19 protein-coding genes, 1 tRNA gene and 1 riboswitch are annotated in these 20,870 nt (G+C 58.2%); of the genes, 15 read left to right on the top strand and 5 right to left on the bottom strand.

Annotated features, from left to right (window positions below):
* Positions 1–189 precede the first annotated feature (189 nt).
* Positions 190–266: transfer RNA gene (locus tag FS804_RS09440), tRNA-Met, on the top strand.
* Between the two features lie 145 nt (positions 267–411).
* Entirely contained in the window at positions 412–2,220 is a 1,809-nt protein-coding gene (gene recQ, locus FS804_RS09435; RefSeq protein WP_144576269.1) for a DNA helicase RecQ, read from the top strand.
* Between the two features lie 57 nt (positions 2,221–2,277).
* Here recQ and FS804_RS09430 read toward each other — a convergent pair whose 3' ends face one another.
* Positions 2,278–3,510 (bottom strand): ROK family transcriptional regulator, encoded by a 1,233-nt coding sequence (locus tag FS804_RS09430; RefSeq protein WP_144576268.1) that lies wholly within the window; start codon positions 3,508–3,510, stop codon positions 2,278–2,280.
* Positions 3,511–3,773: 263 nt separating this feature from the next.
* Here FS804_RS09430 and FS804_RS09425 point away from each other — a divergent pair, with 263 nt between their 5' ends.
* From FS804_RS09425 to nrdF, 8 genes are all read left to right on the top strand, one after another.
* Positions 3,774–4,796, top strand: coding sequence for a sugar ABC transporter substrate-binding protein (locus FS804_RS09425; RefSeq protein ID WP_063949315.1), 1,023 nt, complete (start codon positions 3,774–3,776; stop codon positions 4,794–4,796).
* A gap of 202 nt (positions 4,797–4,998) precedes the next feature.
* A complete protein-coding gene (locus tag FS804_RS09420; RefSeq protein ID WP_063949316.1) occupies positions 4,999–6,081 on the top strand; it encodes an ABC transporter permease in 1,083 nt (360 codons plus the stop codon).
* The gene (locus FS804_RS09415; RefSeq protein ID WP_063949317.1) at positions 6,081–6,863 is read left to right on the top strand and encodes an ATP-binding cassette domain-containing protein; all 783 of its coding nucleotides are present in this window, start codon (positions 6,081–6,083) and stop codon (positions 6,861–6,863) included. The genes FS804_RS09420 and FS804_RS09415 overlap by 1 nt, the downstream gene beginning before the upstream one ends.
* Positions 6,860–7,489: a nucleoside triphosphate hydrolase gene (locus FS804_RS09410; protein WP_144576267.1), complete on the top strand. Its 630-nt coding sequence runs from the start codon at positions 6,860–6,862 to the stop codon at positions 7,487–7,489. The genes FS804_RS09415 and FS804_RS09410 overlap by 4 nt, the downstream gene beginning before the upstream one ends.
* Before the next feature lie 126 nt (positions 7,490–7,615).
* Positions 7,616–7,840, top strand: a riboswitch (cobalamin riboswitch).
* A 302-nt stretch (positions 7,841–8,142) separates the two neighbouring features.
* Positions 8,143–8,364, top strand: coding sequence for a glutaredoxin-like protein NrdH (gene nrdH / locus FS804_RS09405; RefSeq protein ID WP_020011298.1), 222 nt, complete (start codon positions 8,143–8,145; stop codon positions 8,362–8,364).
* A gap of 11 nt (positions 8,365–8,375) precedes the next feature.
* Positions 8,376–8,774: a class Ib ribonucleoside-diphosphate reductase assembly flavoprotein NrdI gene (gene nrdI / locus FS804_RS09400; protein WP_144576266.1), complete on the top strand. Its 399-nt coding sequence runs from the start codon at positions 8,376–8,378 to the stop codon at positions 8,772–8,774.
* Positions 8,775–8,785: 11 nt separating this feature from the next.
* On the top strand, positions 8,786–10,948 hold the full coding sequence (gene nrdE, locus FS804_RS09395; RefSeq protein ID WP_256366755.1) for a class 1b ribonucleoside-diphosphate reductase subunit alpha: 2,163 nt from the start codon (positions 8,786–8,788) through the stop codon (positions 10,946–10,948).
* 16 nt (positions 10,949–10,964) lie between these two features.
* The gene (gene nrdF / locus FS804_RS09390; RefSeq protein WP_144576264.1) at positions 10,965–11,939 is read left to right on the top strand and encodes a class 1b ribonucleoside-diphosphate reductase subunit beta; all 975 of its coding nucleotides are present in this window, start codon (positions 10,965–10,967) and stop codon (positions 11,937–11,939) included.
* 25 nt (positions 11,940–11,964) lie between these two features.
* On the opposite strand, the gene FS804_RS09385 is transcribed toward nrdF, so the two are convergent.
* On the bottom strand, positions 11,965–13,077 hold the full coding sequence (locus tag FS804_RS09385; protein ID WP_144576263.1) for an alpha/beta hydrolase: 1,113 nt from the start codon (positions 13,075–13,077) through the stop codon (positions 11,965–11,967).
* Positions 13,078–13,229: 152 nt separating this feature from the next.
* On the opposite strand from FS804_RS09385, the gene recF reads away from it, so the two are divergent.
* From recF to FS804_RS09370, 3 genes are read left to right on the top strand one after another with little or no spacing between them, the layout of a single operon-like run.
* The gene (recF, locus tag FS804_RS09380) at positions 13,230–14,357 is read left to right on the top strand and encodes a DNA replication/repair protein RecF (protein ID WP_144576262.1); all 1,128 of its coding nucleotides are present in this window, start codon (positions 13,230–13,232) and stop codon (positions 14,355–14,357) included.
* A 22-nt stretch (positions 14,358–14,379) separates the two neighbouring features.
* Positions 14,380–15,147 (top strand): molybdopterin-synthase adenylyltransferase MoeB, encoded by a 768-nt coding sequence (locus FS804_RS09375; protein ID WP_144576261.1) that lies wholly within the window; start codon positions 14,380–14,382, stop codon positions 15,145–15,147.
* Positions 15,144–15,620 carry a GNAT family N-acetyltransferase gene (locus tag FS804_RS09370; RefSeq protein ID WP_144576260.1) on the top strand — a complete coding sequence of 159 codons (477 nt, stop codon included), beginning with the start codon at positions 15,144–15,146 and terminating at the stop codon, positions 15,618–15,620. Before FS804_RS09375 ends, FS804_RS09370 begins: the two co-directional genes overlap by 4 nt.
* Before the next feature lie 68 nt (positions 15,621–15,688).
* Here FS804_RS09370 and FS804_RS09365 read toward each other — a convergent pair whose 3' ends face one another.
* The gene (locus FS804_RS09365) at positions 15,689–16,693 is read right to left on the bottom strand and encodes a D-glycerate dehydrogenase (RefSeq protein WP_144576259.1); all 1,005 of its coding nucleotides are present in this window, start codon (positions 16,691–16,693) and stop codon (positions 15,689–15,691) included.
* A gap of 180 nt (positions 16,694–16,873) precedes the next feature.
* Between FS804_RS09365 and FS804_RS09360 the strand changes: the two genes are divergently transcribed.
* Positions 16,874–17,407 (top strand): SH3 domain-containing protein, encoded by a 534-nt coding sequence (locus tag FS804_RS09360; protein WP_063949785.1) that lies wholly within the window; start codon positions 16,874–16,876, stop codon positions 17,405–17,407.
* On the opposite strand, the gene FS804_RS09355 is transcribed toward FS804_RS09360, so the two are convergent.
* Positions 17,400–18,392: an adenosine kinase gene (locus tag FS804_RS09355; RefSeq protein ID WP_144576258.1), complete on the bottom strand. Its 993-nt coding sequence runs from the start codon at positions 18,390–18,392 to the stop codon at positions 17,400–17,402. The two genes, FS804_RS09360 and FS804_RS09355, sit on opposite strands and share 8 nt — an antisense overlap.
* Before the next feature lie 457 nt (positions 18,393–18,849).
* On the opposite strand from FS804_RS09355, the gene FS804_RS09350 reads away from it, so the two are divergent.
* A complete protein-coding gene (locus FS804_RS09350) occupies positions 18,850–19,794 on the top strand; it encodes an AEC family transporter (RefSeq protein WP_144576257.1) in 945 nt (314 codons plus the stop codon).
* 5 nt (positions 19,795–19,799) lie between these two features.
* On the opposite strand, the gene FS804_RS09345 is transcribed toward FS804_RS09350, so the two are convergent.
* The gene (locus tag FS804_RS09345; RefSeq protein WP_144576256.1) at positions 19,800–20,816 is read right to left on the bottom strand and encodes a class I SAM-dependent methyltransferase; all 1,017 of its coding nucleotides are present in this window, start codon (positions 20,814–20,816) and stop codon (positions 19,800–19,802) included.
* Between the last annotated feature and the right edge of the window lie 54 nt (positions 20,817–20,870).

The raw sequence follows: 20,870 nt of genomic DNA, 5'->3' as shown, positions 1-20,870 counted from the left end.
AAATCACCAAAATGGGCCAATGCCCAAATCAAATAGGCCGCTCAAGCGGCCTTTGTGCTATAACAGGCACAAATGATGATGCGTCCCTTACAGGAGATAAATTGCTCCGCAATTTACTCCGAAAGAAATCCGTCGTCGCTAAAGCAACGACGCAGACGCGACATTCGGCTTTGCCGGATGCGCCGGTAACGCGGGGTGGAGCAGCCCGGTAGCTCGTCAGGCTCATAACCTGAAGGCCGCAGGTTCAAATCCTGCCCCCGCAACCAATTCAAAAAACACCCGTAGCTCAATGCTGCGGGTGTTTTGCGTTCGGGCATCAACGTAAATACAAGCTCCAAAAATGAAGCGCCACGCATTGCAATGAGCGCCAAAAACCGGAAGATGCGACGCCCTTGAACCGCGGAAAAAGACGTGAAAGCTGAGCCATTACACATCCTCAAGACCGTCTATGGTTATGATGCATTTCGCGGACGGCAGGCAGAGATCATCGAGCATGTGATGGCGGGGAACAACGCCTTCGTGTTGATGCCAACAGGGGGCGGAAAATCGCTTTGCTATCAGATTCCGGCACTGGCGCGCGATGGTATGGGCCTGATCGTATCGCCCCTCATCGCGCTGATGGTCGATCAAGTAGCGGCTTTGCGCCAAGCGGGCATCAGAGCGGAGGCGCTCAACTCGGATCTTTCGTGGGAAGAGCGTCGGGATCTGTGGCGCGCAATGCGGGCCGGAGAGATCGATATTCTCTATGCCGCCCCCGAAACTCTTCTCAAACCAGATGTTCTTGACGCGCTACAGGGCATTGATCTGTCGTTGATTGCCGTCGATGAGGCGCATTGCCTGTCGCAATGGGGTCACGATTTTCGCCCTCCCTATCGCCAGCTTGATACCTTGATCGAACGTTTTCCGAACGTGCCGAGAATGGCGCTCACCGCGACGGCTGACGAGCCCACACGGATGGAAATCCTCGGCCATCTCAGGATTGATGAAGGTGATGCCTTCATTGCTGGGTTTGATCGTCCGAATATTCGTTACGCGATCATGGAGAAGGATAATCCCCGGGCGCAGCTCAGACGCTTCTTGGCAGGCCGGGACAATGAAAGCGGCATCGTCTATTGCCTGTCGAAGCGCAAGGTCGACGAGACCGCGGCGTGGCTCTGCCAAGAGGGGCGCGATGCGCTGCCCTATCATGCCGGTATGGACAAAGCGGCCCGTGAGGAGAACCAGACCCGTTTCCAGCACGGGGAAGCCATTATCATCGTTGCGACCGTCGCCTTTGGCATGGGCATCGACAAACCGGATGTACGCTTCGTGGTGCATATCGATTTGCCCGGCAGTATCGAAGCCTATTATCAGGAAACGGGGCGCGCCGGTCGTGATGGCCTGCCGTCTGACGTGCTGATGCTCTATGGTTACGAAGATATTGCCCTGCGTAATCGCTTCATCGAAGAGTCGGATGCCGCAGACCAGCGGAAGCATATGGAACGCCAGAAGCTGGATGCGCTGCTTGGTCTCGCGGAAACCGCGGGTTGCCGGAGGCAGGTTCTGCTTTCCTATTTTGGCGATCGGTGCGAGCCCTGCGGCAATTGCGATACGTGTGCGGCACCGCCCGATCTGTTCGATGGGGCCGTCGCCGCGCAGAAGCTCCTTTCCTGTATCTACCGTACAGGAGAACGTTTCGGACAGGCCTATGTCATCAGCGTATTGCTGGGCGCGCAGGATGAGCGGATTTCCCGGTTGGGGCACGATCGCATCAGCACGTACGGGATCGGCAAGGAACACGATAATCGGACCTGGCGCGCGATCTTGCGCCAGCTGGTGGCAATGCGCTTGATTGAGGTCGACCTTTCCGGCCATGGTGGCCTCTCTATTTCCGAGGAAGGACGACGCTTCCTGCGGGAAAAACCCGCATTGATGCTGAGGGTACCGAGCGCTCCGCGATCCGGCCGGCAGCAGGCAAGCCGCAATGCGGTGTCGACGATCTTGCCTGACGCCGACCGGGGTCTGTTCGAGGCTTTGCGGGCGAAGCGCATGGAAATTGCGCGTGCGCAGAACGTTCCGCCCTACGTCATTTTCCACGACAGGACTTTGCTGGAATTGGCGACAGCGAAACCGCAGACCGCAAGGGCTATGGCTGGCATCGCCGGCGTCGGAGAGACCAAGCTCGAGCGCTACGGCGATGCCTTTCTGACGGCGATCCTACAGCACGCTGCTACTGGGTGAGACGTTCCGCCGAAGCCTGATAGCCGGACAAGGAAGTCGGTCCGGCAGAAGCAGCGGTCAACCCGTGGTATCCTTGAAGAGCACATTCTGATCAATGAGGTATCGAGAGAAAAGCGGCAGACTGGCGCCGCCGATCGCTCTCGCCTGGCTGCCGACCGCACCCTCGACGATTTCTGGCATCGTGACGCCCTGTAGATCGTGATGTTTCAGAGCGGCCTGGGTGGCGGCGACGATGCGCGCCCTCACCCAATCCGGAAAGCCGCCATCGATGATGACGCTGGAAAAATCGATAATAGAGGCCGCCGCGATAACAGCCTGAGCCAGTGCGGCAGCCGTCTTCCTGATCCAACTCTCAAGAGGTTCGCCGAAATCGATCCACTCATCCGGCGAGAACCAAAGCGGCCGCGGATCGATGCCTCTTTCCCGCAGCATGTTTTCCAAGACGAAGATCGACGCGATTTTCAGGAGCTGGACGGTATTACCATCCTGGCCCTGGACGGGCAGCGGGCCGATTGCGCCAGCGGTTCCAGTCTTTCCGGAAAAAAGCGCTGAGTTCAGGACGACGCCGCCACCGATAAAGGAGCCGATGAAGACGTAAAGAAAATCCGGATAATTCTGGCCAGCGCCAAAAACCAGCTCGGCACCGCAGGCACTCGTGGCATCGTTTTGCAGGAAGACCGGATAGCTGACGCCTTCGGCAATCTGCGATCTTATATCGACGCCGCGCCACCGCTCCATCTCAATTGGCGGCGCACCCACTTCCTGAGCCCAATTCCAAAGTTCAAATGGGGCGGCGATACCAACGCCCGCGATTCTCTCCCGTTCGAGCGGCGACAGTTGCGATTCAAGATCAGCGATTCCGTCGATGACGAAGGGCAATATCCATTCCGGCAGGGGGTAGGGGTAGGTCCTGCGCAGCTTGAGCCTTATCCGGCCAACGAAGTCCATGAGGACAAGATCGACGCTGCGCCGACCGATCTTCACACCAAACGAAAACACGGCATCCGGGTTGAGCCGCATCGGCGTCGAAGGCTGCCCGACTTTACCGCGCAGGCGCTCACCACGAATAAGAAGGCCGTCCTTCTCAAGCGAACGCATGATGACCGAGACCGTTTGCGCCGACAGCCCGCAAAGTCTTGCAATATCGGCTTTCGACAGCGCGCCATGGCGGCGGACCAGAGACAGCACCAGCCGCTCATTATAAGCGCGCACGCCAACCTGATTGGCACCGCCGCTGATATCCATAGGGGTCGACGGCGCTGGCGGCGCCGTCTCAACAGAGTGTCTCATATGTCATCCTCCCGCCCGCACTATCTGTCGCGACCGATAGATCAGGCTTTATGGCAATCTTGCTATCGCAAACGTTAACCGACGTGGCGATTGTCCTCCCTGCCGCTGACAGAATGCCATACGGAATTAATAATTCAATCGGATTTATTTATTGACAGCCGGTTCCTTTGGTGGTTCCATCTGCGTCAACGGTCGTCGATCTCGGAGGAGACGGGATCGTCGGGTAACCGTAAAGGTACTCAAATATCCATTGGGAGGATCTCATGAAGACCACTGTTTCCGCTCTTCTGGGCGCGCTTGCGCTTGGCGTTTCTTTCGCTTCCGCTGCATCTGCCGCCGACACATCCGTTTGCCTCATCACCAAGACCGATACCAACCCCTTCTTCGTCAAGATGAAGGAAGGCGCCACCGCCAAGGCAAAGGAACTGGGCGTTACGCTGAAGGCCTATGCCGGTAAGATCGATGGCGATTCCGAAAGCCAGGTGGCAGCGATCGAAACGTGCATTGCCGATGGCGCCAAGGGTATCCTGATTACCGCTTCGGACACCAAGGGCATCGTACCTGCCGTGCAGAAGGCACGGGATGCCGGGCTTCTGGTGATCGCGCTCGATACGCCGCTTGAACCCGTCGATGCCGCCGATTCCACCTTCGCAACCGACAATCTGCTGGCCGGCGAATTGATCGGCAAATGGGCAGCCGGCACGCTTGGCGACAAGGCCAAGGATGCAAAGATCGCATTCCTCAACCTCACCCCCTCGCAGCCAACGGTCGACGTGCTTCGCAACCAGGGCTTCATGAAGGGCTTCGGCATCGACGTGAAGGACATCAACAAGATCGGCGATGAGAACGATCCCCGCATCGTCGGCCATGATGTCACCAACGGTAACGAAGAAGGTGGCCGTGCAGCGATGGAAAATCTGCTGCAGAAAGATCCGACCATCAACGTTGTCCACACCATCAACGAACCGGCAGCTGCCGGCGCCTACGAAGCGCTGAAGGCAGTCGGTCGCGAAAAGGATGTTCTGATCGTCTCGGTCGACGGCGGTTGCCCGGGCGTGAAGAATGTGGCCGAAGGCGTGATCGGTGCGACGTCGCAGCAATATCCGCTGGCCATGGCGGCACTGGGCGTCGAGGCGGTCAAGAAGTTTGCCGACACCGGTGAAAAGCCAAAGCCGACAGCTGGCAAGACCTTCTTCGACACGGGCGTGACGCTGGTGACGGACAAGCCGGTGAAGGGTCTCGACTCGATCGATACCAAGGAAGGCCTCAAGAAGTGCTGGGGCTGATGCCTCGCATCTGACGCAGGCGGGGGCTTTTTGCCCCCGCTTTCAGCCTCAAGTGAATGAGGCGTGATCCAGATGAGTGGACGCAGGGCGCGCCCCTGGGTCGACGGAGTCCGCTTCTCAACAGTTTGAATCGACACAAGGCCCGCTGCAGAACGGTTATGCTTCCAGGGCAAATGTGATGAAGCGATCGGGAGGAAAATCCATGAGCGATCAGCCAGTGCGGACCCAACCGCATAATGAATTTGAAAATGTGCTGTCCGGAAGCTCGACCCAGGTCGCCGCTTTCGATACGCACGACAAGAGCCTGCTCGAAAAATTCCAGCATTTTCTGCACTCCAGTCCTGCAGCTGTCCCGCTGATTGTTCTGGTGCTGTCGCTAATAGTGTTCGGCATCACACTGGGCGGCAAATTTTTCTCTGCCTTTTCGCTGACGCTCATTCTTCAGCAGGTGGCCATTGTCGGTATCGTCGGTGCGGCGCAGTCGCTCGTCATCCTGACTGCCGGCATCGATCTGTCCGTCGGCGCCATCATGGTGCTGTCTTCGGTCATCATGGGGCAGTTCACCTTCCGCTACGGCTTGCCGGCGGAACTCTCCATTCTCTGCGGACTGGCTGTTGGCGCATTTTGCGGCTTCGTCAACGGCATCCTCGTGTCGCGCATGCGATTGCCGCCCTTCATCGTGACGCTTGGCATGTGGCAGATCGTTCTTGCCACCAACTTCCTTTACTCTGCGAATGAAACCATCCGCGCCCAGGATATTGCGCAGCAGGCACCCATCCTCCAGTTCTTCGGGAACAACCTGCGCCTCGGCAGTGCCGTCTTTACCTATGGCGTCATCGCCATGGTGTTGCTCGTTGCCCTCCTCTGGTATGTGCTGAACCGCACCGCCTGGGGCCGCCACCTCTACGCTGTTGGTGACGATCCGGATGCGGCCGAGCTTGCTGGCGTCAACGTCAAGCGCATGCTGACGACGGTTTATACGCTTTCGGGGCTCATCTGCGCCTTCGCAGGCTGGGCATTGATCGGCCGCATCGGCTCGGTATCGCCAACGGCCGGACAGTTCGCCAATATCGAATCCATCACCGCTGTCGTGATTGGCGGCCTCTCGCTCTTCGGCGGTCGTGGCTCGATCATGGGCATGCTGTTTGGCGCGCTGATTGTCGGCGTTTTCTCGCTAGGCTTGAGACTGATTGGTACGGACCCGCAATGGACCTATCTGTTGATCGGTGTCCTCATCATCCTGGCTGTTGCAATCGACCAGTGGATCAGAAAGGTAGCAGGCTGATGGCACGCGAACCCATTCTCACGGCACGCAATCTCGTCAAGCGATACGGACGCGTGACCGCACTCGACAATGCCGATTTCGATCTTTACCCCGGTGAAATTCTCGCCGTCATCGGTGATAACGGCGCTGGCAAATCCTCGCTCATCAAGGCAATCTCGGGCGCGGTGACGCCCGACGAAGGGGAGATCAGGCTCGAAGGCAAGCCGGTGCAGTTCCGCTCACCGATCGAAGCGCGAAAGGCCGGTATCGAAACCGTCTACCAGAACCTCGCACTCTCACCAGCCCTGTCGATCGCCGACAACATGTTCCTGGGCCGCGAAATCCGCAAGCCCGGCATAGCCGGCAGCCTTTTTCGTGCCCTCGACCGGCCGGCCATGGAAAAGTTCGCGCGGGACAAGCTCTCCGAACTCGGATTGATGACTATCCAGAACATCAATCAGGCGGTGGAAACGCTCTCCGGCGGCCAGCGGCAGGGCGTAGCCGTAGCACGCGCAGCCGCTTTCGGCTCGAAGGTGGTGATTCTTGACGAGCCGACAGCCGCTCTTGGCGTCAAGGAAAGCCGGCGCGTCCTTGAGCTCATCCTCGACGTCCGCGCCCGTGGATTGCCGATCGTTCTGATTTCGCACAACATGCCGCATGTGTTCGAGGTGGCGGATCGCATTCATATCCATCGGTTGGGCAAGCGCCTCTGCGTCATCAATCCGAAGGATTATTCGATGTCCGACGCAGTCGCCTTCATGACCGGCGCCAAGGAAGCGCCGAAGGAAACGCTCGCCGCATGACGTTGAAGCTCGTAACGATCGTTGAAGACGTTCTTCGACGGGCAAAGGGCCAATCCCGTTTCATCGTTGCCATTGCCGGCCCCCCAGGGGCCGGCAAATCCACGCTGGCGGATGCCCTATGTGATGCTCTCATCGCACGTGGCGAAACGGCCGCCGTGCTGCCCATGGACGGCTTCCATATGGATAATGGCATCCTTGAAGAGCGGGGGCTTTTGCCGCGGAAGGGTGCGCCGGAAACATTCGATGTCCGTGGCTTTCTGGATATCGTCTCTGCCGTTCGGCAGGGCGGGCAGGAAGTGCTGGTGCCGGTTTTCGATCGTTCCCGAGAAATCGCCATCGCCTCTGCCCGTGCCATCGCGCCTGAAACGCGCTTTATTCTGGCTGAGGGCAATTATCTACTGCTCAACGAAGCGCCCTGGACAAGGCTATCCGACCATTTTGATTTGAGTGTCTTTGTAGGACCTTCCGTGACCGTTCTGGAACAGAGACTGCGTGACAGATGGCTGGGCTTTGGCCTTGATGCGGCTCAGATTCATGCCAAGCTTTTCGAGAACGATCTTCCGAATGGAAAACGGGTGATTGAAAACGCCCGCCCGGCCGATATCCACATCGACATCTGGGAATAGATCGACGTTCCCCGAACATGACGTGTTCCGCGCCGTTTAGCGGCTGTCACTCTGCGATGAATCTTTTTTATCCCCAGGGGCCAGCTTTCGCGTCATCTACTGGTTGACGCTAGGATTTCCTCATATACTATATCTAGTGTTCAAGGTTCTTCCGATTCGCAAGGGTTGGGAGCTAAGACGGGAATTCGGTGCGTTACGCCATTGAGGCGAAACAAGGCCGAAACTGCCCCCGCAACTGTAAGCGGCGAGCATCGTTCCGATTTGAGTCACTGGGGCTGAGAGCTTCGGGAAGGCCGGAATGAATGTTGTGACCCGCAAGTCAGGAGACCTGCCTTGAGCGCAAACGTCCACGGGCGGGGTGTCCGGAGGAAGGTGTATCGCGCAAATGACTTGCGTGCGCCCTTTTCTGCCCCCTCCATAACGAGCTTCGGGGTGAAGTCATGCCAGTGCATATTTTTAAGTTGCTACGCTCGTCAGCGTAGAGGAGCGACTTCTGTTGTTTGAAGCGTGCCCGAAAATCCATCTGTTTTCATTCGGATCGCACGAACTCTCAAACACCAAGCATCACCTGAATGACAGAACCATCACCGTCCGGTTGTGATTGCAATCGGCAAGGCTTTGCCGCGTCCAAAATTGGCTTCGAGAGGGAAATTATGACCGTCACCGTTTACAGTAAACCCGCCTGCGTCCAATGCACCGCCACTTATCGCGCCCTCGACCGTATCGGCGTTCCCTATGAGATTATCGACATTTCCGAAGATGCGGATGCGCTCGACCACGTCCGTGGCCTCGGCTACATGCAGGTTCCCGTAGTCGTTGCCGGCGAACGCCATTGGGCGGGTTTCCGGCCGGATATGATCGGCGCGATCAGCTGAGGCGGCGGGCGATGAGCCTGATCGTCTATTATTCCAGCCGTTCAGAAAACACTCATCGTTTCCTTCTGAAACTGGGGCGGCGATTGCTTCGCCTGCCGCTCGGCGCTGAAGAGGATGTACCGCAGGTGTCGGAACCCTATGTGCTCGTCACCCCAACCTATGGCGGCGGCGGCACCAAAGGGGCAGTGCCGAAACCCGTGATCCGGTTTTTGAACGAACCCTCCAACCGCAACCTCATCCGCGGCGTCATTGCGGCGGGAAACACCAGTTTTGGCGCCGCCTTCGCATCCGCCGGAGATATCGTCTCGCGAAAATGCGCCGTGCCGTTTCTCTATCGCTTTGAGCTTCTCGGGACGGAAGAAGACGTCGCCACCGTCAAACATGGATTGGACCGATTTTGGACACGCTGACCGCTAGCGCATTGCGCAATGACACCAAGCAGCCAACAGCCGCAAGCCAGAAGCCGCTTGATGCGGGCTTGGACTACCACGCACTGAACGCGATGTTGAACCTCTATGACGAGAACGGAAAAATCCAGCTCGACAAGGATCGGCTCGCTGCACGTCAATATTTCCTCCAGCACGTAAATCAGAATACGGTGTTTTTCCATAATCTTAGGGAAAAGCTCGATTATCTGGTGACCGAAGGCTATTACGAGCAGGCGGTGCTGGACCAGTATTCCTTCAATTTCGTGCGCGATCTCTATGACGAGGCCTATGCGCGGAAGTTTCGCTTTCCGACGTTCCTCGGTGCGTTCAAATACTACACCTCTTACACCCTGAAGACCTTCGACGGGAAACGTTATCTGGAGCGTTATGAGGACCGCGTCTGCATGGTGGCGCTGGCTCTTGCGCGCGGTGACGAGCAGCTTGCCCGAGATCTGGTCGATGAGATCATTTCCGGCCGTTTTCAGCCGGCAACGCCAACATTCCTCAATGCTGGCAAGAAGAGCCGCGGTGAGCTGGTCTCGTGTTTCCTGCTGCGGGTGGAAGACAATATGGAAAGCATCGGTCGCTCCATCAATTCGGCGCTGCAGCTTTCCAAGCGCGGCGGCGGCGTTGCCCTTTCACTGACCAATATTCGAGAGGCTGGAGCACCGATCAAACAGATCGAAAATCAGTCCTCCGGTGTCATACCTGTCATGAAGCTGCTGGAAGATTCGTTTTCCTATGCCAACCAGCTCGGCGCCCGCCAAGGTGCGGGTGCAGTCTATCTGCATGCCCACCACCCAGACATCATGCGTTTCCTCGACACCAAGCGTGAAAACGCTGACGAAAAAATCCGCATCAAGACCCTGTCGCTCGGCGTTATCATCCCAGACATCACCTTCGAGCTCGCCCGCAACAACGAGGAAATGTATCTGTTCTCTCCCTATGATGTGGAGCGGGTCTATGAGGTGCCCTTCACCGAAATCTCGGTGACGGAAAAGTACCACGAGATGGTCGCCGACAGCCGCATCCGAAAGAAGAAGATCAAGGCGCGCGAATTTTTTCAGGTCATCGCCGAAATCCAGTTCGAGAGCGGCTATCCCTATATCATGTTCGAAGATACGGTGAACCGGGCAAATCCGATTGCCGGTCGCATCAGCATGAGCAATCTTTGCTCGGAAATCCTGCAGGTCAGCGAAGCCAGCGCGTTCGATGCCGATCTCTCCTATAGCCACATGGGCAAGGATATTTCCTGCAATCTCGGTTCGTTGAATATCGCCGCGGCAATGGATTCAGCCGATTTCGGCAAGACCATTGAAACCTCCATCAGGGCACTGACGGCGGTGTCGGACATGAGTCACATTTCCTCCGTTCCGTCTGTTGAAAAGGGCAATGACGACAGCCATGCCATCGGACTCGGTCAGATGAACCTGCACGGTTATCTGGCGCGCGAGCGCATCTTCTATGGCTCCGAAGAAGGCGTAGATTTCACCAATATCTATTTCTACACCGTGACCTATCACGCTATCCGCGCCAGCAACCGGCTGGCGATGGAGAGAGGACAGAGCTTCAAGGGCTTCGAAAACTCCAAATATGCTTCGGGCGAATATTTCGACAAATATACCGAACGGGAATGGCTGCCGGCGACGGAAAAGGTCCGCGACTTGTTCGAAAAGGCCGGCATCGCCATTCCAACGCAGGAAGACTGGAATGTCTTGAAGGGGGAGGTCATGGCATCAGGCCTCTATAACCAGAACCTTCAGGCCGTGCCACCGACAGGCTCGATCTCCTATATCAACCACTCCACATCTTCCATTCATCCGATCGTCTCGAAAATCGAAATCCGTAAAGAGGGAAAGATCGGCCGCGTTTATTACCCGGCTTCCTATCTCTCGAACGACAATCTCGAATATTATCAGGATGCCTATGAGATCGGGCCGGAAAAGATCATCGACACCTATGCGGCCGCTACCCAGCATGTCGATCAGGGCCTGTCGCTGACTCTGTTCTTCCGTGATACGGCCACGACCCGCGATATCAATCGCGCACAGATCTATGCTTGGAAGAAGGGCATCAAGACCATCTATTACATCCGTTTGCGCCAGATGGCGCTGGAAGGCACGCAGGTTCAGGGCTGCGTTTCCTGCACGCTCTGATTAGAGGGACAAGACAATGAACATCGCCGTAAAACCCGTGTCCCGTGTCCGAGCGGTCAACTGGAACCGCATTGAGGACGAAAAAGACCTCGAAGTCTGGAACCGCCTCACCTCGAACTTCTGGCTGCCGGAAAAGGTGCCGCTTTCCAATGACATCCCCTCCTGGGGAACGCTGAAGCCGGAAGAACAGAAGCTGACGATCCGTGTCTTCACCGGACTGACTTTGCTCGACACCATCCAGAACGGCGTCGGCGCGGTGCGCCTGATGGCGGACTCGGCAACACCGCATGAGGAGGCGGTGCTCTCGAACATCTCCTTCATGGAGGCCGTGCATGCGCGCTCGTATTCTTCGATCTTCTCGACCCTCTGCTCCACGCCTGACGTCGATGATGGCTATCGCTGGTCGGAGGAAAACGAGTTCCTGCAGCGCAAATCCGCACTCATCATGCGAGAATATGACAGCGGCGATCCATTGAAGAAGAAGATCGCCAGCGTGTTTCTGGAGAGCTTCCTGTTCTATTCCGGCTTCTACCTGCCGATGTTCTGGTCAAGTCGTGCCAAGCTTACTAACACGGCGGACTTGATCCGCCTCATCATCCGCGATGAGGCCGTGCACGGCTATTATATCGGCTACAAGTTCCAAAGGGCGGTGGACCGCCTTAATGAAAACGAAAGGCAGGAGATCAAGGATTTTGCCTTTGACCTGCTTCTCGAGCTTTACGACAACGAGGCGAAATATACCGAGGACCTCTATGATGGCGTCGGCCTGACCGAGGACGTCAAGCAGTTCCTGCACTACAACGCCAATAAGGCCCTCATGAATCTGGGTTACGAGGCACTGTTCCCCGCCGAGGCTTGCCGGGTCAATCCAGCGATCCTTTCAGCGCTCTCGCCCAATGCAGATGAGAACCACGACTTCTTTTCGGGGTCCGGTTCGTCCTACGTCATCGGCAAGGCGGTCGCGACCGAGGACGAAGACTGGGACTTCTGAACCCTTTGGGCAAACCGCAGTAGGTTCACTGCGGATTCACCACCTGGCTGGCAAGCCGGAAGGGGCTGGAAACGGTTGCGCCGATAGCATCGAACACGAAAGCGCCCGCGCGACCGATGCCGTTTTGGCCATTGCCGTTGCGGCTTGACTCCAGCTGCGGCACGAGCGCCGCCAAGGCGGCGTAGCGGTCGTGATTGAGCGGGTCTGAGGCTTTCAGTTTGGAGATATCTACGAACTGAACGCCTTCTTTCAGGGCGGCTTCCTGTACCTTCGGATCCGTAACGTCAAGTGCGCCGATCCGCGTCACGTCTGCGCCGAGTATGGAAGAGGCTTTGAGAGCACGGTCATCCTTGGAGACCAGAACGGTAAGCGGCGGATTGAGCCGGCCGACCACCTCGATCTGCTTGCGGAAGACATCGGCATCGATATCGGGTGCGGCCAGCACCACCTGCAACTTGGCGATAACGTCGTTTCGTCCCTCGAAACGCAACTGGCGCAGCGCTTCCATGACCAGCCAGCCACCCATGCTGTGACCAAAAACGACGATGTTCTTGCGCGGAGAACGGCGTGTGAGATCCGTTAGGAGATTGGCAAGCGCATCGCGGGAATAGGTCGCCGATTCCTTGTCGGCAACGTAGCCGGCGACATTCGCCTGCGACGGCCAGGAGAATACCAATGGCACGCCATCCATATTGGCATCGGCTGCCATCTGCGCTGCCCGGAAAAGCGCTTCCTGATAGCTGTAATTATAGCCATGCACGAAAAGCGCGATCTGCTTGCCGGAGCGGGTGATATCTCCGAGGTCACCGTTGAAACGTGCCTTGCTCAACATCTGCGCCTGCGTGACGACAAAATCTTTCTTCGCGTCGGGTTTTCCGGTCGACCACTCAATTTTTCCGCTCTTGTGGGTGGGCGGTATCGAAATGTCGAAGCGGGCATAATTCGGTTCGGCCGCTCTGAGCGCACTGAAGCCCTTTTTGGCCTCTTCGCTTTTCTCGCGCGTGCTTGCCACATAGGCGGTCACGATTTTAGCATCCTTCGCTCTGGTGTCGACCGCTTGCAGAACGTCCGCTCCCGGCCGTCCGGCGCAGGAGGAAAGGAGGCCGAGCATGATGAAAAGAGACAGAAGGAGACGCATGGGAGGGTTACCGGTGATAACGAACCGGCTATAAATAGCCGCCCGCTAAAAAAGTTGCCACTACTGAATAATTCGCATGGTTTCGGCGCTCGGCGATAAACATGGGCAAGAGCCGCCTTGCCATCGGGGCAGCTTCGTTTTAGGCCGTAACCATGACGAACAAGGTCTCGCTTTCCCGCCTGAAACTCACGGACTTCCGCAATTATGCGGCGGCATCGCTTTCCCTGGATGACCGCCATGTGGTGCTGACCGGCGACAATGGGTCCGGCAAGACCAACCTTCTGGAGGCGGTGTCGTTTCTGTCGCCCGGACGCGGACTTCGCCGCGCAGTCCTGTCCGACGTCACCCGCGTGGGTGCAGAGGCAAACGGGTTTTCGATCTTTGCCGATGTCGAGGGCATGGATGGCGAGGTCGCAATCGGCACGGGCATTGAAGGCGATGGAGAGGTGGTGTCGCGCCGGCTGAGGCTGAACGGCACGCCCGTCAAATCCGTCGATGAATTGACCGATCATCTGCGCGTTCTGTGGCTCACCCCTGCCATGGACGGCCTTTTTACCGGCCCATCGTCTGACCGCCGACGTTTCCTTGACAGGCTCGTGCTGTCGCTTGATCCCGCCCATGGCCGACGCGCCAGCGATTTTGACAAAGCGATGCGTGGGCGTAACAGGCTGCTTTCCGAAGGCCGCTTTGACCCGGTCTGGCTCGACGGTATCGAAAAGCAGATGGCCGAACTCGGCATCTCCATGGCAGTTGCCCGTTATGAGATGCTCGGTCTGCTCCGGAGTCTGATCGAACGGCGAACGGGCGATGCGGCCTTCCCCTCTGCGACGCTGTCGCTTTCCGGCTTTATGGATGATGGCCTCAACCGCCCCGCCGTCGATCTGGAAGACGAATATGGCTTGATGCTGCGTGAAGGTCGCTACCGGGACGCCGCCGCCGGGCGCACGCTTGATGGGCCGCACCGTGTCGATCTCTTCGTGCGCCACGCGGAAAAGGACATGGAGGCCGAACGCTGTTCGACCGGGGAGCAGAAGGCGCTGCTGGTTGGGCTGGTGCTCGCGCATGCGCAGCTGACAGCCAATATGACCGGTTATGCGCCGGTTCTGCTGCTGGACGAGATTGCCGCTCATCTGGACGAGGGCAGGCGGGCGGCTCTTTTTGATCTCATCCACGCGCTGGGGGGACAGAGTTTCATGACTGGAACGGATGCGGCCATGTTCTCCGCCCTTGGCGAGCGGGCGCAATTCTTCAATGTATCCCACGGGAGCATCACCGCATGAACGCAAAAAGAGGGAGTGCGACATGGACCCGCTGAGCCCGGAAGAAATCGAACGCTACAAACGCCACATCCTGCTGCCGGAGATCGGCGGCGCAGGCCAGCAAAGGCTGAAGGCCGCACGCGTCCTGGTCATCGGGGCGGGTGGTCTAGGAGCGCCCGTCCTTCATTATCTGGCGGCCGCCGGCGTCGGCACACTCGGCATGATCGACGATGACGTCGTGTCTCTCTCGAATCTTCAGCGCCAGGTGATCCATGATAGCGGAACGATTGGCGAGCAGAAGACGGAAAGTGCGCGCAAGGCCATCGCACGGCTTAATCCGCATGTGCGTACCATCGTCTTTGAAGATCGTTTTTCGCAGGTCTGGGCGCACGATCATCTGCAATCCTTCGATCTCCTGATCGACGGATCGGACAATTTCGACACGCGATATTCTGCAGCCGACGCGGCGGAAACGGCAAGAAGGCCGCTGGTGACCGGCGCGGTCGGGCGTTTTGATGGCTCCGTGACGGTGCTAAAGCCCTATGAGACAAATGACGAAGGCGCCTTGCTGCCCGGCTATCGTGACCTGTTTCCCGAGCCGCCGCCGCAAGGTCTTATTCCAAATTGTGCGGAAACAGGGATTGTCGGTGCGCTGACGGGCGTTGTCGGCACGCTGATGGCCATGGAGGCGATAAAGCTGATCACCGGTGCCGGCGAACCGCTGATTGGGCGTCTGCTCCTTTATGACGCCCTGTCGGCACGTTTCGAAACGGTGCGATACAAGCGGCGGCAGGAGACAAAGAAAACATGATGGAAATCAAAAGAATCGGTGACGACTTCGACCGCTGGCATGAATTGCTGGCGCTTATCATGACGTCCTTCGCTTACATGGATGGCGTCATCGACCCGCCATCTTCAGCCCATCGCCTGACGCCTGATAATCTTGCTGAAAAGGCAAGGGCGGAGGTTGCTTTCGTGGCTTTGGACGGGAATGAGTTACTGGGTTGCCTTTTCTGCAGGCCGGAGCCACCCTCTTGCCTTTATGTCGGCAAGCTGTGCGTTTCCCCGAACGCACAGGGAAAAGGCATCGGTAAAATATTGCTGGCGCAAGCCGAGGCCTTGGCCCGTGAACTGGCATTGCCGGCGCTACGGCTGGAAACCCGGATTGAGCTTGTCGCCAATCATGCAAAGTTTGGGGACTGGGGTTTCGTCAAGACGGCAGAAAACGCCCATGAGGGATATGATCGCACGACCTCGATCGAGATGACGAAGATCCTCGGCTAAAGCGACTTTTCCGATGAGAGTGGTCAGGCAAGAGTCGTGAGGGCTTTTATCAGAGCCCGTTTCAGGGCCTAGCTGCGGCCGGGCAACACCCGGTTCGGCGGACGGTGGCCATCGAACAGCGTGCGGATATTGATGATGACCTTGTCGCCCATCTCGATGCGGCCTTCGATCGTTGCCGAGCCCATATGTGGAAGCAGTACGACCTTGCCTTCCTTGGCAAGCTTGATGAGCTTGGGGTTCACCGCAGGCTCATTCTCGTAAACATCCAGCCCAGCGCCGGCGATCTTGCCCTCGCGCAGGCATTGGATCATCGCTGCTTCATCGATGATATCACCGCGTGCCGTGTTGACGATGTAGCTCGTCGGCTGCATCAGCGCGAGCCGCCGTGCCGAAATCAGGTGATAGGTCGCCGGCGTCGAAGGGCAGTTGACGGACACGATATCCACGCGCGCCAGCATCTGGTCGAGGCTGTCCCAATAGGTCGCCTCAAGCTCCGCCTCGGTGACCGGATTGACGCGTTTGCGGTTGTGATAGTGAATGGAAAGCCCGAAAGCCTTGGCGCGCCGCGCGACCGCCGTGCCGATGCGGCCCATCCCGACAATACCGATACGCTTGCCGGAAATACGCCGCCCCAGCATCCACGTCGGTGACCAGCCGAGCCATTCGTCTGCGCCATTGGCAAGCACGCGTGTGCCCTCGATCATGCGGCGCGGTACGGCGAGCACAAGGGCCATGGTAATATCGGCGCTGTCCTCGGTCAGCACATTGGGCGTGTTGGTCACAGTGATGCCCTTACGGGCTGCGGCGTCCACGTCCACGTGGTCGATGCCGTTGGAGAAGCTGGCGATCAGCTTCAGCTGCGGCCCAGCCTGCTCGATCATTGCAGCGGTGACACGGTCGGTAACCGTCGGCACGAGCACGTCCACCCGCTGCATGGCGGCGACCAGTTCTTCCTCACTGCGCGGGGTGTCGTCAATATTGAGTTCCGCGTCGAACAGCTCGCGCATTCTGGTTTCGACGACATCAGGCAATTTGCGGGTGATATAGACTGTCGGTCTCTTCTTGTGGGTCATCGTTTGCCGCTGCCTTGTTCAGAAGTCATTAACCAGAAAGAGCGATAATTTCTTTCAATCAGGGCGTTTCTACCAGACCCAACGGCGAAGACAAATAAAACTCGCCGCATCTTGAGGCATGGGGAAACACGCCCCCTTGGATATCATCCGGTTTGCAGAAGGCGGGAAACGGAAATGGGCATGCGCAGTGTGGTTTCTATCGTTTGCATTGCATTGTCTCTGGGCTTGTCCGGTGTGGCAGGCCAGGCCGTTGCCCAAGGCGCGGCTAAGGGCGCGAGCGGCTTGCCTCTGCCGCGTTTTGTCAGCCTGAAATCCAAACGCGTCAACATGCGCATCGGACCGAGCACGGATTATGCCGTGTCCTGGATGTACATGAAATCGGGCATGCCGGTCGAAATTATCCAGGAATATGAGAACTGGCGCCGCATTCGCGATGCTGACGGCACTGAGGGCTGGGTCAATCAGGCGCTGCTGTCGGGAGAGCGCACGGCTGTTGCTGCCCCATGGATGCGCGGTAAGGGCAAGGAAGTCTATGTCAACATGCGCCGCGAAGCGCAGTCCGGCGCTGCCGTCGTAGCACGGCTTGAGCCGGGTGTGGTCTTCCGGATCGGCGAATGCAACGGTGACTGGTGCCGCGCCGAGGCCGGTCAGGCCTCGGGCTGGGTGTCACAGGGCGAAATCTGGGGTGCTTACCCCGGTGAAGCCTTCAAATAAGGCCGTGCTTCTCGCCAAGCGCCTTCAGCGATGACATGGGGCGCGGCCCGACCTGCTGGATGACGGCGGCAGCCGCAAGGCAGCCAAGCTTGCCGCAATCTTCCAGCGACCTGTCCTGGGTGTAGCCGAACAGGAAACCGGCGGCGAAAAGATCGCCCGCACCCGTCGTGTCGACCACGTCATGCACCGGATAGGCTTCCACCTTCACGCGGTCAGTGCCGCGCAGGATAACCGCACCTTCCTCGCTCATCGTCACCGCCGCGATCTTGCAGTCGGCGGCGATCCTGGTCAGCGCAAGCTCGAAGTCGTCGGTTTCGTAAAGGGAAAGCGCTTCCTGCTTGTTGGCGAAAACGATGTCCACTGTGCCGGAGCGCATCAGATCGAGAAACTCGTCACGGTAACGGCCGACGCAGAAACTGTCGGAAAGCGTCATGGAAACTTCGCGGCCGTTTTCATGTGCAATACGGGCACATTCGCGGATCGCGTCCTTGGCGCGTGGCGGATCCCACAGGTAACCTTCGAAATAGGTGACCTTTGTCTGCGCCACCACATCGTCTTCCACATCCTCAGGGCCGAGATCGACGCAGGCGCCGAGATAGGTGTTCATCGAACGCTCGCCGTCTTCGGTCACGAAGATCATCGAGCGGGCAGTGGGCGGGAAAGTGCCTTCCGGCTTGGTCTCGAAATAAACGCCTTGTGCGCGGATGTCGTGCTGGAAGATTTCGCCAAGCTGATCTTCCGCCACCTTGCCGAAATAGGCAGCCCTGCCGCCAAAATTCGCCACACCTGCCGCCGTATTGCCGGCGCTGCCGCCGGAGGCTTCGAGTGCCGGGCCCATCAGTGAATAAAGCAACTCCGCGCGCTCCGCGTCGATGAGGTTCATCGCACCTTTGGTAATCGCATTGTCGTTGAGAAACGTGCCATCGCAGCGGGAGATGATGTCGACGATGGCATTGCCGACAGTCAGTACGTCGAATTTCGTCATGGGCCCTATCCGGTTCGCACGAGGCGTTGTTTCTGATGGTCTTAAACATTTCTCGCGGCAAGAAAAGCCCAAAGGATGCCATGCCGGTTGAGGAGCTGGCCAGAACCGTCATCTTCCCGTCACGTGAGTGAGCTATCTGTTCCTTCAGAGCACCGGTGAGGAACTCTTGCCGGCATGGAAGGCATGAAGGTCTTCTGGCTCGACCGTTATCTCCGCCACGGATGTACTGGCGGTCCATAGCGGACAAAAGGCGGGGGCGACCCCGCTTTTTCTTTTATGCCATGCCTCCTCTCTCGATTTCGGCAGGCATGCCGCTCACTTCAAAGGCAATAGGCATGCCATCCATCACGCGTGCCGTTCAGCTAGAAGCAAGACGCTCATATTTCCTGATTCCATTCCGGCCGAAAAGGCTCTAAAGCGGAGTGTCTCCCCGCAGAAGCCGCGAAAGCTTTCCTTCATGTCTGCCGTTGCCGCGAATGTTGCCCCCATCTTTATTCTCATCCTGATTGGGTGGCTCACCGTTAAGGCCGGATTGTTCAGGGCGGATGCGGGCGATATTCTCAGCGACTTCGTGTTCAAGATCGCAGTACCGACGCTGATCTTTCGCACCTTGGCGGAGGCGAATTTTCACGGGGCATCGCCCTTCCTGCTCTGGATCACCTATTTCGCCAGCGTGGCCATTACCTGGACGGCCGGGCATATCGTCACCCGTTACGTATTCAGGCAGGATGGGCGCATTGCCGTGATTGCCGGAATTTCATCGGCCTTCGCCAACAATATCTTCATCGGCCTGCCGTTGGTCGGTCGTTCTGTCGGTGATGAGGGGCTGGTTGCCCTGTCAATCCTGCTCGCTATCCATCTGCCTGTGATGATGATTGCTGGGACGATCCTGATGGAGAACGCCACGCATAAGGCCGTTGGCGGCGAAAAGCGCAGCGTGGCTGCTGTCTTCAAACAGGTCGGCCGCAACCTCGTGACCAATCCGCTGGTCATCGGCCTTGCCATCGGCCTCTCGACCAATGTCTCCGGCGTGCCCCTGACGCCCATTCTCAAAACCGTGGTTGATCAGGTCGCGTCCATGGCCGGGCCGGCAGCGCTCATCTCGCTTGGCATGGCCCTGACGAAATATACCATCCGCGGGAATATGGGTATCGCCGTGACCATGACCGTTTTCAAGCTGTTGCTTCTGCCCGCCTGCGTATGGGCCATGGGCCACGCGCTCGGCCTTAGCCACGAATGGACGGCGGCGCTGGTGCTCACCTCATCGGTACCGACGGGTGTAAATGCCTGGCTGATCGCCAACCGGTTCGGTATCGGCCACAGTGTCGCGGCCTCCACGATCAGCATCTCCACAGCGACCGGCGTTCTGTCCGTGTCGCTATGGGCCTGGCTGCTGAGCTGATTTGATTACTTCTGGGCGCTCAGAATCTTGAAGCGGGCGTTGCGGCACACTTCGGCAGTCGTGCGGAATTCGGCGGCCAGAACCGGCTCATAGGGCAGGCCGCGATTGGCGACCATCAGCAGCTTGCCGCCGCTGCGCAGCGCCCCTGCTGCGGCCTTGATGAAGGCTTGGCCAAGCGCCGGTTCCGCCGCCTGTCCGGCTGCATGGAATGGCGGATTCATGATAATGAGATCGTATTTCTCCTTCGGCGGCTCATTGGCCAAATCCTGCCAGAAGAAGCGTGTCGTCAGCCGCGGATTGTTCTCGAGAAGATTGGTCTTGGCGTATTCCAGCGCGTTCCAGTCGGCTTCGAACAGATCGATGCGCGCCGTTCGCGGCGACTTCTCGGCCAGCATGATGGAGAGATAGCCCCAGCCAGCACCGAAATCGGCTGCATTGCCGTCAAAATCAGTCGGCAGACGCGATGCGAGCAGTTCCGAGCCATCATCCACGCGGTCATGGGAGAACATGCCGGGCAGGGCGGTGAAGCGACCTTCCACCGTCACCGGCTTCTGCGCGAGTTTTGCCACAATGGCGGAGGCATCTTCCGGGCGCCTGAACCAGAGGGCAACGCCATGATATTTCGGCGTCGATTCCGCTTCGATGCCGAGTTTTGCCAGCGTCTTGCGCAACGTGACGATGCCGTCCTCCTTGGAGCCGGCTGCAACGATCAGCCCGCCGGCCTTCACGCGTGACAATGCTTCGGCGACGCGATTTTCGTTCTCACCGCGATGTTTGCCACACAGCAGCAATGCCGCATCGTAATCCTCACCGGAAATATCCGGCGTGACGTTACCGCCCTGCGCCTGCAAGGCGCGATAGAGCGGGCGAAGATGCTGAACCGCGACGATCTCCGCATTGAAGCCCTCAAGTCGCGGACCCGCCTCCGCTCCCAGAAACAGAACGCGTTCGCCCTGTTTCGGCATGTCGAGCATTTCTGCAGCAAAAGGGTGGAACAGGGTTTTAACAGCGTCGCGGCTCATGGGAGCGTCCTCAAGATGGAATAGAAAAAAGGCGCGGGTAAAACCCGCGCCTCG

The sequence above is a fragment of the Agrobacterium sp. DE0009 genome (genome assembly GCF_007680755.1).
GTDB lineage: Bacteria > Pseudomonadota > Alphaproteobacteria > Rhizobiales > Rhizobiaceae > Agrobacterium > Agrobacterium tumefaciens_B.
Note: the sequence above shows the minus strand (reverse complement) of the source record. Positions and strands in the feature narration are given on the sequence as shown.

Bases quoted from the DNA above. Each gene is read 5' to 3' on its own strand.
- FS804_RS09375 (WP_144576261.1), top strand. From the start codon at position 14,380: ATGGACCCGCTGAGCCCGGAAGAAATCGAACGCTACAAACGCCACATC.
- FS804_RS09420 (WP_063949316.1), top strand. From the start codon at position 4,999: ATGAGCGATCAGCCAGTGCGGACCCAACCGCATAATGAATTTGAAAAT.
- nrdH (WP_020011298.1), top strand. From the start codon at position 8,143: ATGACCGTCACCGTTTACAGTAAACCCGCCTGCGTCCAATGCACCGCC.
- FS804_RS09410 (WP_144576267.1), top strand. From the start codon at position 6,860: ATGACGTTGAAGCTCGTAACGATCGTTGAAGACGTTCTTCGACGGGCA.
- FS804_RS09370 (WP_144576260.1), top strand. From the start codon at position 15,144: ATGATGGAAATCAAAAGAATCGGTGACGACTTCGACCGCTGGCATGAA.
- FS804_RS09425 (WP_063949315.1), top strand. From the start codon at position 3,774: ATGAAGACCACTGTTTCCGCTCTTCTGGGCGCGCTTGCGCTTGGCGTT.
- FS804_RS09430 (WP_144576268.1), bottom strand. From the start codon at position 3,510: ATGAGACACTCTGTTGAGACGGCGCCGCCAGCGCCGTCGACCCCTATG.
- FS804_RS09415 (WP_063949317.1), top strand. From the start codon at position 6,081: ATGGCACGCGAACCCATTCTCACGGCACGCAATCTCGTCAAGCGATAC.
- recF (WP_144576262.1), top strand. From the start codon at position 13,230: ATGACGAACAAGGTCTCGCTTTCCCGCCTGAAACTCACGGACTTCCGC.
- FS804_RS09345 (WP_144576256.1), bottom strand. From the start codon at position 20,816: ATGAGCCGCGACGCTGTTAAAACCCTGTTCCACCCTTTTGCTGCAGAA.
- FS804_RS09355 (WP_144576258.1), bottom strand. From the start codon at position 18,392: ATGACGAAATTCGACGTACTGACTGTCGGCAATGCCATCGTCGACATC.
- nrdI (WP_144576266.1), top strand. From the start codon at position 8,376: ATGAGCCTGATCGTCTATTATTCCAGCCGTTCAGAAAACACTCATCGT.
- FS804_RS09360 (WP_063949785.1), top strand. From the start codon at position 16,874: ATGCGCAGTGTGGTTTCTATCGTTTGCATTGCATTGTCTCTGGGCTTG.
- nrdF (WP_144576264.1), top strand. From the start codon at position 10,965: ATGAACATCGCCGTAAAACCCGTGTCCCGTGTCCGAGCGGTCAACTGG.
- FS804_RS09365 (WP_144576259.1), bottom strand. From the start codon at position 16,693: ATGACCCACAAGAAGAGACCGACAGTCTATATCACCCGCAAATTGCCT.
- FS804_RS09350 (WP_144576257.1), top strand. From the start codon at position 18,850: ATGTCTGCCGTTGCCGCGAATGTTGCCCCCATCTTTATTCTCATCCTG.
- FS804_RS09385 (WP_144576263.1), bottom strand. From the start codon at position 13,077: ATGCGTCTCCTTCTGTCTCTTTTCATCATGCTCGGCCTCCTTTCCTCC.